Here is a 12,907-nt window from a genome sequence, read left to right as displayed (position 1 = left end):
GGACCTGCTACCTGCCGCTCACCGGCGTGGTGCCCTCCCACGCCGCCCAGAGCTCTGCGTAACGGCCGCCGGCGGCGACGAGTTCGTCGTGGCCGCCCTCCTCGAGGATCCGCCCGTGTTCCAGCACGACCACACGATCGGCGGCGGCGGCCTGCGTCAGGCGGTGCGCGACGACGAGCGTGCTGCGGCCACGGGTCGCTGCCTGCGCAGCGGCCTCGAGATCGCGCGCACCGGAGCTGCCTGCCTCGGCGGTCGCCTCGTCCAGGACTGCGACGGCAGGATCGGCCAACACGAGCCTCGCCAACGCAAGCTGCTGCGACTGCGCCGCCGTCAGCTCGTGGCCGCCCTCTCCGACCTGAGTGTCGACGCCGTCGGCGAGCGCGTCGACCCACGCGCCTGCGCCGACGGTCGTCAGCGCCGCGTGGATCTCGTCGCGGGTGGCATCGGGAGCAGCCAACTGCAGATCCTCGGCAAGAGTGCCGGAGAAGACGTGCACCTCCTGGCTGACGATCGCGATGTGGCGACGCAGACCGTCGGCGCCGAGGTCGTCCAGGCTCGCACCGCCGATGCGCACCTGCCCGTCCGTCGCGTCGATGGACCCGGCTGCGATGGCTGCGATGGTCGACTTGCCTGCACCCGTGGAACCCACCAGCGCAACGGTTTCCCCGGCACGGACCGTGAGGTCGATGCCGTGCAGCACCTCGTTCCCACCGTCGTACGAGTGACGCAGCCCGGTGACCTCGAGGGTGGCGTCGGCGGGCACCACGCCGGTGCCGCGTGACCGCTGATCCGGGATGTCCATGACGCCGACGAGTCGGGCGAGAGACGCTCCCGCCGACTGCACGTCGTCGAACGAGAACATCAGCATGCCGATGGGATTGAACAGCCGATGGAACAGCAACGCCGCGGCGGTGACCTGACCGACGGTGACGTGGCCGTCCTGGACGAACAGGAAGCCCGCCGCGAGGATGACCGAGAGGCCGACGCATTCGGCGCGATTGCTGCGCGAACCGAATCGCGTGAAGAGGCGAAACACCGTGATGCCGATGTCCCGTGCCTTGCCCGACGCCTTGTCGATCTCGCCCAGGTGCGATTCCTCGAGTCCGTAGGCCCGAACGGTGCGGGCGCCCTGCATGCTGGAGATCAAGGCCTGCGACCGTTCGCCCATGGCGACGCGTTCGGCGGCGTACAGCGGCGCGGACCGGGGTAGGTACCAGCGCAGCGCGAGCACGTACATCGGAATGGCGACCATTCCTGCGAGTCCGAGTCGCCAGTCGAGGCTGAGCATGGCCACGACACTGAGGGTCACCAGCAGCAGAGCGGACACGATGTTGGGGATCACTTCGCCGATGGACTTCGCCATGACGGCCACGTCGTCGCCGACACGAGAGAGCAGGTCTCCCTTGCCGACTCGCTCCAGAGTTCCGACGGGAAGGTGCAGTGCGCGACCGAGCACGCGTTCCCGCAGCGACGCCAGGATGCCCTCGCCGAGCTTGCTGATCAGGTACGAACTCCACGCGGTGAACACGCCACCGACCACGGCGGCGACGGTGATGATCGCGACGACGGAGACGATGGTCGACGTCGGTGCACCGTCGGTGACCCGGTCGACCAGCACGCCGAACACGTAGACCGGCACGAGCGACATCGCCGCTGCGACAGCGGAGATCAGCAACGTGACAGCCCCGAGTCCGCGTCGCCCGTTCAGTTCGCCGCGCAGGAACGCCCACGATCGTCGGCCCGTCGCGATGGGCAGCAGTTGGGGTGTCGTGGTCATCGCAGCACCGTGTCCTTGTAGCGGTCGTCGTGGGCGGCGAGTTGGTGGTGCGTTCCCTCGGCGACGACCCGTCCGTCGTCGACGACGATCACCCGGTGAGTGACCGCGAGCAGCGCGGGACTCGTCGTGATCAGCACCGTGGTCTGGGCCTGGTCACCGTCGTGGCGCAGTTCCTTGATGCCGGCGGCGATGGCATGTTCGGTGACTGCGTCGACGGCGGTCGTCGGGTCGTGCAACACCAGCACCGGAGCGGATACCGACAGTGCGCGGGCCAGCGCGACGCGCTGACGCTGACCACCGGACAACGAGGCACCCCGGTCGGTCACGGCGTGATCGAGTCCGGTCTCGTGCAGCGCCACCACGTCCTCGACAGCCGAGGCCGCCAGGACCGGCGCCAGCTCGTCGTCGGCGCGTGCGGCTCCGGCGGTGATGTTGGACCGCACCGTCCCGGCGAACAGGTCCGTGTTGTGCGGCTCCACCAGCACCGTGCGGCGAACCTCCGTCAGACCGAGCGTGTCGACGACGGCACCGCCGATGGTGACGTCGCCGACGTAGTCGTCGGACGCGACCTGACCGGACAGCACGGCAGCCAGCGCCTCCCCGTCCTGCGCGCGCAGAGCGACGACTCCCAGCAGCTCACCCGGAGCGACCGACATCTCCAGACCGTCCAACGACCGATATCCGACGCCGTGGACACCCAGATTCGTCGACGACGGTGCGTCCGAGCCACCCTCGGGAAGTACGTGGTCGGCGCCGAGAACGAGGGCGAGCCGGTCCGCGGAACCACGCACCATCGCCGCGACGCCCGGCAGGCGCGACATCGTCGTCAACGGCTCGATCAGAAATTGCGACAACCCGACGACGGTGATCAACTCGCCCACCGAGATTCGGCCCTGCAGCGCGAAAAACCCGGCGGTACCGGCGATGCCGACCGACAGAAGCGCGGTGACCGTCGTCGAGAATCCGAGGTAGACGCTGTTGGCCTTCGCCATCTTCATCGTCGCGCCCAGTGCCGTACGGCTCGACGCGTGGAACCGCGCCGCTGCAGCGTTCTCGGCGCCGATGCCGCGCAGCGGTCGAACGCCACTGACCAGATCGGTGGCCATTCCGGAGACACGAGCGACCTCGGCCTGCTGCGTCGTCGCGGTCCGCGTGAGCAGCGGCGCTGCGCGCTGAAGCAGATACATGATGACGGGAGTGCCCACCAGCACGGCGATTCCCAACGGAATGTCCACGATCAGCAACGCCACCGCGCACACGACCGTCGCGGCGATGGCAGCCACCGTCCGCGCGATGACGTCGAGAATCCAGGACGTCTTCTCCGCGTCGGATGTGGACACCGTCAGCAGTTCACCGGACACCAGATCGGTGCGAACACCGCGCGGATCGAGTACCCGACCAGCGACCTCGACGCGCATCATGTGCGCCTCACGTTCGATCGCGACGACGATGATCCGCGCCCCGAACCGGTACGCGAACGACAGCACCACGAACAGCCCGGCCAGGCCGAACAGTGAGACGATCATCGCCCGGCCGTCACCGGTGTCGATCGCGCGGCCGACGATCAAGCCGATCGCGACGGGCACCATGGTCTCGCAGAACTGGTGCACGCAGAAGAACAGTGACGAAATGATCATCCGGGCCCGTTGACGTACGACGGTTCGCCGAAGAATCGCACTGCCCGTGACAGGAGTGGAGCCCGCGGAACGACCCAGGGGGCCAGCAGTGGAGCCTGCGGGAGAAAAACGCATTGCCTGATGCTATTTCATTCCGGGGGTCCGTCGGGACGCTCGCTCGCGGCGCAAAGTGGCGAGAGAGCACCGCATTCTCATAGAGTCGGGGCGCACCATATTCGAGCAGCCACAGAAGATGGAGAACACCATGGCCGCCAAGACCACCACCGACACCGACATCGCCGACGAGGACCTGGAGCCGTTGGCCGACGAGACCGCCAGCCAGGCGCAACGCGTCGTCGCCGCCTATGCGACGGACGCCGACGAGTGCCGCATGCTTTTGTCGATGTTGGGTATCGATCCCACAGCGAAGGTCGACTGACCTACCCCGGTTTCGAGAAGATTGGACAGTAGTGGCTGACGCCTCGCAGGGCTCGGATTTTGTGGTCGTAGCCAACAGGCTGCCCGTCGACCTGGAGAAACTCCCCGACGGCAGCACGCGATGGAAGCGCAGCCCCGGCGGACTCGTCACGGCTCTCGAACCGATCCTGCGCGCCAACAAGGGCGCATGGGTCGGATGGCCTGGGGTCCCCGACGTCGACGTCGAGCCGTTCGTCGAGGACGAGCTCGAACTGTGCCCGGTCGCATTGACCGAGCAGGAAGTCGCCGACTACTACGAAGGCTTCTCCAACGCCACCTTGTGGCCGCTCTACCACGATGTCATCGTCAAGCCGGTGTACGACCGCTCCTGGTGGAACGCGTACGTCGAGATCAATCGCCGCTTCGCCGAGACCACGTCCGCGGCGGCTGCGCAGGGCGCGACCGTCTGGATTCAGGACTACCAACTCCAGCTCGTCCCGAAGATGCTGCGGATGCTGCGGCCGGACCTCACGATCGGCTTCTTTCTGCACATCCCGTTCCCTCCGGTCGAGTTGTTCATGCAGATGCCGTGGCGCACGGAGATCGTCGAAGGCCTCCTCGGGGCCGACCTCATCGGATTCCACCTCGCGGGCGGCGCCCAGAACTTCCTCTACCTCGCCCGACGCCTCGCCGGCCAGGTCACCTCACGTGGCACCGTCGGCGTCCGGTCACGGCTCGGTTCGGTGCAGGTCGGGTTCCGCACCGTCCGCGTCGGCGCGTTCCCGATCTCGATCGACTCCGGCGACCTCGACGAGAAGTCCCGCTCGAAGGCTGTCCGTGATCGCGCGAAGCAGATCCGCAAGGAGCTGGGCAACCCGAAGCGCATCATGCTCGGCGTCGACCGCCTCGACTACACCAAAGGCATCGACGTCCGGCTGAACGCATTCCGTGAACTGCTCGAAGAGCACCGCATAGACCCGGTGGACAACGTCATCATTCAGCTCGCCACCCCGAGCCGTGAACGCGTCGAGAGCTACAAGGCGATGCGCGGTGAAATCGAACAACAGGTCGGCCGTATCAACGGCGAGTACGGCCAGGTGGGCCACCCGGTACTGCACTACCTGCACCGTCCGATCCCCCGCGACGATCTCATCGCGTACTTCGTGGCCGCGGACGTCATGCTCGTCACTCCGCTGCGCGACGGCATGAACCTCGTCGCCAAGGAGTACGTCGCCAGCCGCAGCGATCTGGGTGGCGCCCTGGTTCTCAGCGAATTCACCGGTGCCGCAGCCGAACTGCGTCAGGCGTACCTGTGCAACCCGCACGACCTCGACAGCGTCAAGGACGCCATCGTCTCCGCGCTGGAACAGCCGGCGGAAGAAGGTCGACGCCACATGCGGGCGATGCGGCGCCAGGTCCTCGCGCACGACGTCGACCGCTGGGCGCGGGCCTTCCTCAACGCACTGTCGAACCCGCAGCAGGAGGGCACGCTCCCCACCCGGTCGCAGTAGAACACGTTTCTGTTTCCCGTGACCGGCGGGAGCACGCCTGACCTCGGTTCATGGCCGAATCAACGAGAACACGTTCCAACCGGTGCTAGCGTGCGTATCCATGACCCATACGCTCACCTGGCACGACGACATCAGCCGCCAAGCCCGCGTTCTGTCCTGCGCGATGCGCCTGACGTTGAAGCCGACGTTCTCGCTGTGGCCGTTGACCGACGGTGGCATCAAGGCCATCGGTCAGCTCGACCGTGCCGTCGACAGGTTGCCCAAACCCAAGCGTGTGACCATCGAACAGGTTCGATTGGGCGGCGTCCCGTGCGAGAAGACGACGCACCCCAAGACCGCGACCGGATCACTCGACGGCGCGTCCGTGCTCTACTTCCACGGCGGCGGATTCGTGTTCTGCGGCCTCGCCACGCACCGAAGTGCGTGCGCGACGATTGCAGCTCGCGCGGGGGTCCCCGTCTACTCCGTCGAGTACCGACAGATCCCTTACGGCGGCATCGGAACATCGATCGCCGACGCCATGGCGTCCTACCGCGCCGCGCTGGAAACCGTCGCCGACCCCAGCAAGATCATCGTCGCCGGCGACTCGGCGGGTGGATACCTGGCAATGAAAGTCGCCGAACTGGCCGTACTCGACGGTCTCACCCCGCCCGCGGCGGTCCTCGGGTTCTCTCCACTGCTGAACCTCGACCTGAAGAGCCATCCGAAGGAGTTCATGAAGAAGGACGCCTACCTTCCGATGAAGCAGGTCATAGCGTTGGAGGATCGGTGGCTGAACGGGCCCGACGCCATCGCCGGCTCACCGTCGCCGATCGACGTCGACCCGGCGATCTTCCCGCCGGTGTTCCTGTCCACCGCGCAGTACGAGTTGATGCGTCCCGACGTCGAAGCGATGACGGCCTCGCTCGCGGCAGCAGGCAGAACCGTCGAGACGCACGTCTGGAAGGGCCAGGTTCATGCGTTCCCGGTGATGGCGGGCGCCCTGCCCGAGGCACGCGTCCTCCTCGATCTCGCCGTCGCGTTCGCCGCTCGCGTGCTGGCCGACCCGTCTCCGCAGTGAGCACCGTTAAATCGATGGCGTAGCCCAATTCTGCCCTGATACTTTCCATCCACCCGAGCATTCGAGGCGAGACGAGAGGAGGAGAAACCATGGTCATCCGGCGTACGGCCGTGCCCACGGCCTCCTCCTCCCCCATCATCGGCTGACCCGGGCACCGGGTCGGCCCTTCGAAAGGCTCACCCGTGTCCTCACCGACCACACTGTCCCACTTGGGTTTCGACACCTACTGGCACCATCGATTCCACGAGAACAGCTCACCCGGAGAACCCGGGCGCGTCACCGCGGTCTACCGCGGGTCCAGCGACATCGCCACCGAACACGGAACGCTGCGCGCCCACACCGGACACCTCGACGTGTGCACCGGCGACTGGGTACGCATCCACACCCAGCCGACGGGCGGGGCCGTACTCACGACAGTCCTACCCCGCCGCACAGCCATCGTCCGAGCATCGGCAGGCACGACGTCCCACACTCAGACCCTCGCCGCCAACGTCGACACCGTCGTCGTGACCGTCGCCGCCGACACCGAACTCGACCTCGGCCGCGTCGAACGATACGTCGCCCTCGCATGGGACAGCGGCGCAACACCACTGGTCGTACTCACCAAGTGCGACGCCGGCGATTCCAACCGAGTCACCGACCTGAAGGCGTCGTCACCCGGCGTGACCGTACTCGCGATCAGCTCCCGCACCGGTGATGGAATAGCCTGCCTCACCGAGCATCTCGGTGGAACCATCGCCTTGATCGGACCGTCCGGATCCGGAAAGTCGACGTTGGCGAACACGCTCGTCGGCCAGGAAGTCCTGAGCACAGGCGATGTACGCGAAGCCGACGGCAAAGGGCGTCACGTGACGGTTCGACGCGAACTCGTGCCGCTTCCCACCGTCGGAATGACGGTGATCGACACTCCCGGACTTCGCTCCGTCGGCCTCGTCGCGTCGGAAGAGGGCCTACAGCAGACCTTCTCGGACATCGAGGACGCGTCGGCGCGATGCAGATTTCGCGATTGCACTCATAGCAGCGAACCCGGATGCGCAGTACAGGAGAGTATCGACCCCCGGCGGATCGCCAACTACCGCCGCCTGGAACGCGAGAATCACTGGGCCACAACGCGACACGACGCCCGCGCGAATGGGCAGAGACTCGCCGAGGCCAAACAGCTCGCCAAGCTCCAGCGGCGCATGTACAAGTCACGTGGCCGATGACGCATTCATCACGCCCCTCGTTCAATCCGCCATATTGATGAGCAAAGGTAATGTTTCGCGCATCCGCCGAGGCCATTACTCCCAGTTAACTCGCGGGCAATACGCCGCCCATAGATTCTTGTCAGCTCAAAAGAGCAGCGCCGCAAGGCGAATCACAGAAAAGAGGAATCACATGGGACTCGTAGCCGGCCTGATCGCAGTCGTCGGAGATACTCTTCACCTGCTGCTCGGCGGACTGTAGAACGACCCACTTCCCGCCAGTGACCTGAGCGGGTAAGCCACGAGGACGCGGCCGTCGGGGACGCGTCTCTCTTGTTTCGCCGACCTTCAGTCGAAGAGGGTAGGCGAGTCCGGCTCGTCCACGACGGGCTTCGTAGCCTCCGAGGGTGACGCTTTCCGAACCACGGACAGCGTGGTCGTGCGAACCGACAGTCGATGACCGGCATGATGCTCGAGAAGCGCCAGACCCTGACGGATTTCCAACACCTTCCACGGTCCGGCGTGCCCGGTCGCCTGAACCAGGTCGCCCACTGCGATCTCGGAAGCCACTGCTCGTCTCCTCTGGTAGTCACGTGCTGTCGGACCGACGTCCGGCCCAGCCTAACCGCCGGCCCGATGAGCGAATCATCGAGCATGACTTCACCCCGTGCAATCCCGTCGATCCGACCGGTCGACCGCCCTCGGCGGACAAAACGAACTCGACCTCGACAAAACACCCATGTATCAGCGAATTCACCCGAATACTCTGATACACAATACTTTTCGATTCGACTCCACACCTCGTCACCGATAATCTCCCAGTGTGTCGACTCCCACGCTCCCCGCCGAAACCTTGTCGGTCGTGATCCCGGCCCACAACGAAGAGGCCTACATCGGCCCCTGCCTCGACGCATTGGTCGCGCAGGGTGACGACATCCACGAGATCATCGTCGTGGACAACAACTCCACCGACCGCACCGCCGCTGTCGTCGAGTCCTACGCCGACGCCCACCCCAAGATCACGCTCCTGCCGGAGCGCGCACCCGGCGTCGCGCACGCACGCAATGCCGGATTTCGCGCGGCCCGCGGCGACGTCCTGGGCCGCGTCGACGCCGACACCCGCGTCACACCGGGATGGGCCCGGGCCGTTCTGAACTACCTGTCTGCGGACGGAGCACACGTCGGCGGTGTCACCGGACTCAATCAGCCGTACGATTCGCCGGTCCGTGGCCTCAAAGCGTGGTGGTTCGGTCGGCACCTGAGGAAGGGCGCGATCGGAGGCGGTCGCCTGGTCACCAACCTGCACGGCGCCAACATGGCAATCCGCAAGTCCGCGTGGCACCGCGTCGAACCGATGGTCAGCACCGACGCCGAACTTCACGAAGATCTCGATCTGGCCCTGTGCCTGACCGCCGTGGACGTCAAGCTGGCTCAGCTGTCCGACATGAATGTCGACGTGTCGCCCCGCCGCGCCCTCACTCCGCCGTCGAAATTCGGTGAGTACATCGAATGCGGTATCAGGACGTTCGAGCGGCACGGGGTCATGACTCCCGAGCGACGCAAGGCACTCCGGTTGCACTGGTGGTGGCACATTCTCGTGTTCGCCGTGTATCGGCCGTACGACCCGGCCAAGGGTCGGTACTCCGTGCGTCGCTTGTTCTCGCCCGCGCCGCCGCGGGTGTTGCCGGTCGGCACGAACACCGCGACGCACGTCGGCTGACGTACGGCGTCACCGCACGATGGCGGTCTCCGGGGTTCCGTTGTCGATCAACGCAGCAATCGTGGCCGCTTCCATCCCGGGTGAACCGCAGACCAGCACCTGGGAGTCGAGGAACGGCTGCTGCACACTCATGACGTCGGCCAGACTGCCCTCCCAGCAGTGCTCGGGGCCGAACATCTCTGCGACACCCGCGATCTCGGCTCCGATGGCGTCGTGCCAGCGGTCGGGAGCCCACGGATCCGTCAACTGGTCCACGACGGGAACGACGGTCAGCCACGGCAATTCGGACGCCAGTATCCACAGCAGGTCGGCCGCGTAGAGGTCACGTGGTGAGCGTCCACCGACGTACAGCGTCACGTTCGGCGGTGTCTCCCGCCGGGTCAGATCCAGAATCAGCGCACGCAGCGGTGCGAGCCCGGTGCCCCCTGCAATCATCACGACGTCGCGTCCGGAGTGGTCGACCTTCAGACTGCCCGCGGGATTGCCGAACGTCCACACGTCACCCGGCCTCGTCTCGTTGACGATCGATCCACTGACCCACCCAGCCGGCACGGCCCGGACATGGAATTCCAACTTTCCATCGAGCGACGGCGGCAACGCCGACGAGTACCGACGACTCAGCCGCGCATTCTGCGGAACAGTGACGTCGAGCGACTGACCTGCCTCGAAAGGTATCGCGTCACCTTCGAGTCGAACCACGGCCAGGTCATTGCGCAACCGGTGGTACTGCACCACCTCGGCATTCCACGTCTGCATGTGTCCAGAATATGCGGCGGGCCCGGGAGTGGAGCCTGCGGAACGACCCAGTCGGGGGCGGGAGTGGAGCCTGCGGAACGACCCAGTCGGGGGCGGGAGTGGAGCCTGCGGAATGACCCAGTCGATGCTGCAACAAAGACCAGTCACCAAGGGTCGTGGCGGACGAGGGAGAGATCGACTCCTGCGCCCTGCAAGCGGAATTTGGTGGTGTTGATCATCGAGGGTGAGCCGACGATCTGAATGTCACGGCCGTCCCATGATCCGAACTCCGCGACGACCTTCCCGACCTGCCCGACGATCGGCGACGAGCCGCCGAGTTGGTTCCGGTACTGCGGTCCGTCGTACCACCACGGATCGGTCTCTTCCTCGACGATCCCGACGACGGACAGCCACGGATTGATCGCTGCGATCTGCTGGAGAGTCTGCAGATCGTAGAGGTCGCACGGGTAGTGGCCGCTGTAGAAGACGTGGACGGACGGGTTGTCGGCCTTGGTGGCCATCTCCATGAGCTGCGCGCGCAACGGCGCGATTCCCGTGCCCGATGCGATGAGGAGACGATCACGACCGGGCGCGGTGTGCCTCGTCATGCTGCCGAGCGGCGCTCCGATGGTCCATCGGTCCCCGACGGAGGTGCTCCCCACGAGCGCCGGGCTGACCCACCCGCCCGTGACGCGCCGGATGTGGAATTCGATCTCGCCCGCTGCGTTCGCGGGAATCGCCGGCGACAGGTACCGCCACATGCGCGGACGGCTCGGAATCGACACACTGACGTACTGTCCGGCACTGTAATCCAGAGGCTCGTCGAGCATGAGCCGCACGATCGACACGTCGTCGAGAACACGCAGATGCTCGACGACGGTGCCCTGCCACACCGGCGGTCCGTCGTCGGCCTCCGCCGCTTCCATCATCGTGCCCGCCATCACCGCGATGACCTCGCGCCAGGCGGCGTCGACCTCGTCGGTCCAGATCTCGTTGCCCGCGAACTGCTCCAGGGCCGTGATCAGAGCATCTCCGACGGCCGCGTAGTGCGCGTCGACGATCCCGTACTTGCGGTGATCGCGGCCGAGCTGAGCCAGGAACGGCAGCAGGCGGTCGAGGTCTTCGAGCTGATCGATGGCATAGGCGATCGCCGTCACCAACTTGTCCCGCTGGGACTCCATCGACGCGGGGAAGAAATCCCGCACCTCGGGATTGCGAGCGAACAGAATGGCATAGAACGAACGCGTCAGCTTCTCCGGACCACCGTCGACGGCCGCGACCGCTTTGAACGTGGTTCTCACAAGCGAAATCGCCCGAGCATCCATCTCTCGAAGGCCCCCTCACCGCGTAGAAGTCGGCGTCCGACGTCTACCCGGACGTGCGCCAAGGCAGCCGGCACTAGTTTCTCGACCGCCGTGATTTCCAGGCAGTCTAACCCAGCGACTCGGACATGACCCACCGAGCGGATTCACTCGACCTGCTTTGACTGCGTTAACCGGGAAATAGCTTGCCGCGTTCGGCAATAACCAACCCAGAGGTCGAAATCGCTTGAGTCGCATCGATTTCCAGGCCTTTTCACCGACAGTTCGAGGACCTAGGATTCGGTTGCGTCGAATCGAGAACATTCAGCGGGACCGATCGAAACGGGGTAGGCAAAACGTGACTGTCGCTGTCGGGGCGGACGTGAAGGAACCAGCGAACGGCCGAAAAGTCGGGCCACGTATCGACGATCCCGGCCTGAGCGCGCGCCTCACCGAGTGCCGCGAGTTCTTCGACCAACCGGAACTGCAACACCTACCCGCGTCTCGGGCGACGCAGGCGCTCGCCGAGCTCCGCGCCACGGGCACCTACGTCCAATCCGCCGAGGAGATCCTCGTCGGCGCCAAACTGGCGTGGCGAAACCACGCACGGTGCGTCGGACGGAAACACTGGCGCACCCTGAAGCTGATCGACGCACGGCACGCCACCACGGCACAGGGCATCGCCGACGCCTGCTTCGAGCACCTCCGCGTGGCCACCAACGGCGGCGCACTGCAATCCATCGTCACCGTCGGCCCGCCGCCCCTGCCCGACGGCCGCGAATACCGGATCATCAGCCCCCAACTCATCCGCTACGCCGGCTACCGCGCCGACGACGGCACGATCACCGGCGACCCCGCGCACCTCGAACTCACCGCCCTGGCCCAGCGGCTCGGATGGCGCGGCGAGGGCACCGCATTCGACGTACTGCCACTGATGATCTCCACGCCCGACGAGCCGATCCGCTGGTTCGACGTCCCCCGCGACCTCGTCCTCGAAGTCGACCTCGTCCACCCCAACTACCGCTGGTTCGCAGGGCTCGGGCTCAAATGGCACGCCGTACCCGCCGTCTCCAACATGGACCTCGAGATCGGCGGCGTCCGCTACCCCTGCGCACCGTTCAACGGCTGGTACGTCAACACCGAAGTCGGCGCACGCAACTTCAGCGACACCGACCGCTACGACATGCTCCCCACCATCGCCAAGAAACTGCGCCTCGACATGAGCTCGGAACGGACACTGTGGCGAGACCGTGCACTGGTGGAACTCAACCGAGCCGTCATCCACAGTTTCCGCGAAACCGGCGCTTACATGGTGGATCACCACACCGTCGCCAAGCAGTTCGTCGACCACGTCGACCGCGAAGCCCGAGCCGGCCGCGCCTGCCCGACGGACTGGTCGTGGATCAACCCGCCCATGTCGTCCGGCATCACCCCGACCTTCCACCGGCTCTACGATCCACCCGACATGGACATCCGACCCAACTTCGTCTCCCGCGGGGCGTCGGGTTGCCCGTTCGGGTGATGCCAGGCCGAGTGACCGAACGACTCATTCGGTCACCAACCGGGGGTGAACGCGTGGGTTCCAG

11 protein-coding genes are annotated in these 12,907 nt (G+C 65.9%); 6 read left to right on the top strand and 5 right to left on the bottom strand.

Features of this window, described 5'->3' with window-relative positions; all coding sequences use genetic code 11:
* Positions 1-7 precede the first annotated feature (7 nt).
* A complete protein-coding gene (locus BH95_RS24090; RefSeq protein ID WP_037184631.1) occupies positions 8-1,777 on the bottom strand; it encodes an ABC transporter ATP-binding protein in 1,770 nt (589 codons plus the stop codon).
* Entirely contained in the window at positions 1,774-3,414 is a 1,641-nt protein-coding gene (locus BH95_RS24085; RefSeq protein WP_037157710.1) for an ABC transporter ATP-binding protein, read from the bottom strand. Before BH95_RS24085 ends, BH95_RS24090 begins: the two co-directional genes overlap by 4 nt.
* Positions 3,415-3,658: 244 nt before the next feature.
* Here BH95_RS24085 and BH95_RS24080 point away from each other — a divergent pair, with 244 nt between their 5' ends.
* The 4 genes from BH95_RS24080 to rsgA all read left to right on the top strand — a co-directional run bounded on the left by BH95_RS24080 (position 3,659) and on the right by rsgA (position 7,586).
* Complete coding sequence (locus BH95_RS24080) at positions 3,659-3,832, top strand: hypothetical protein (protein ID WP_167336916.1); 174 nt, start codon at positions 3,659-3,661, stop codon at positions 3,830-3,832.
* Between the two features lie 31 nt (positions 3,833-3,863).
* Positions 3,864-5,321: an alpha,alpha-trehalose-phosphate synthase (UDP-forming) gene (locus BH95_RS24075; protein WP_019663810.1), complete on the top strand. Its 1,458-nt coding sequence runs from the start codon at positions 3,864-3,866 to the stop codon at positions 5,319-5,321.
* Between the two features lie 100 nt (positions 5,322-5,421).
* Entirely contained in the window at positions 5,422-6,381 is a 960-nt protein-coding gene (locus BH95_RS24070; protein WP_019663811.1) for an alpha/beta hydrolase, read from the top strand.
* A 209-nt stretch (positions 6,382-6,590) separates the two neighbouring features.
* Complete coding sequence (gene rsgA, locus BH95_RS24065; RefSeq protein ID WP_244165122.1) at positions 6,591-7,586, top strand: ribosome small subunit-dependent GTPase A; 996 nt, start codon at positions 6,591-6,593, stop codon at positions 7,584-7,586.
* Positions 7,587-7,913: 327 nt separating this feature from the next.
* Here rsgA and BH95_RS24060 read toward each other — a convergent pair whose 3' ends face one another.
* The gene (locus BH95_RS24060; protein WP_037184627.1) at positions 7,914-8,135 is read right to left on the bottom strand and encodes a hypothetical protein; all 222 of its coding nucleotides are present in this window, start codon (positions 8,133-8,135) and stop codon (positions 7,914-7,916) included.
* Between the two features lie 253 nt (positions 8,136-8,388).
* Between BH95_RS24060 and BH95_RS24055 the strand changes: the two genes are divergently transcribed.
* Positions 8,389-9,285, top strand: coding sequence for a glycosyltransferase family 2 protein (locus tag BH95_RS24055; protein WP_037184625.1), 897 nt, complete (start codon positions 8,389-8,391; stop codon positions 9,283-9,285).
* A 9-nt stretch (positions 9,286-9,294) separates the two neighbouring features.
* On the opposite strand, the gene BH95_RS24050 is transcribed toward BH95_RS24055, so the two are convergent.
* On the bottom strand, positions 9,295-10,041 hold the full coding sequence (locus tag BH95_RS24050; RefSeq protein WP_020110773.1) for an FAD-binding oxidoreductase: 747 nt from the start codon (positions 10,039-10,041) through the stop codon (positions 9,295-9,297).
* 143 nt (positions 10,042-10,184) lie between these two features.
* Complete coding sequence (locus BH95_RS24045) at positions 10,185-11,345, bottom strand: globin domain-containing protein (protein ID WP_026347560.1); 1,161 nt, start codon at positions 11,343-11,345, stop codon at positions 10,185-10,187.
* Positions 11,346-11,703: 358 nt separating this feature from the next.
* Here BH95_RS24045 and BH95_RS24040 point away from each other — a divergent pair, with 358 nt between their 5' ends.
* Complete coding sequence (locus tag BH95_RS24040) at positions 11,704-12,843, top strand: nitric oxide synthase oxygenase (RefSeq protein WP_371828343.1); 1,140 nt, start codon at positions 11,704-11,706, stop codon at positions 12,841-12,843.
* Positions 12,844-12,907 lie beyond the last annotated feature (64 nt).

The organism is Rhodococcoides fascians A44A (genome assembly GCF_000760735.1).
In the GTDB taxonomy this organism is placed as follows: Bacteria; Actinomycetota; Actinomycetes; order Mycobacteriales; family Mycobacteriaceae; genus Rhodococcoides; species Rhodococcoides fascians_E.
The sequence above is the reverse complement of the archived record's forward strand: the minus strand, read 5'-3'. Positions and strand labels throughout refer to the sequence as shown.

Bases quoted from the DNA above. Each gene is read 5' to 3' on its own strand.
- BH95_RS24070 (WP_019663811.1), top strand. From the start codon at position 5,422: ATGACCCATACGCTCACCTGGCACGACGACATCAGCCGCCAAGCCCGC.
- BH95_RS24050 (WP_020110773.1), bottom strand. From the start codon at position 10,041: ATGCAGACGTGGAATGCCGAGGTGGTGCAGTACCACCGGTTGCGCAAT.
- BH95_RS24045 (WP_026347560.1), bottom strand. From the start codon at position 11,345: ATGGATGCTCGGGCGATTTCGCTTGTGAGAACCACGTTCAAAGCGGTC.
- BH95_RS24085 (WP_037157710.1), bottom strand. From the start codon at position 3,414: ATGATCATTTCGTCACTGTTCTTCTGCGTGCACCAGTTCTGCGAGACC.
- BH95_RS24090 (WP_037184631.1), bottom strand. From the start codon at position 1,777: ATGACCACGACACCCCAACTGCTGCCCATCGCGACGGGCCGACGATCG.
- BH95_RS24080 (WP_167336916.1), top strand. From the start codon at position 3,659: ATGGCCGCCAAGACCACCACCGACACCGACATCGCCGACGAGGACCTG.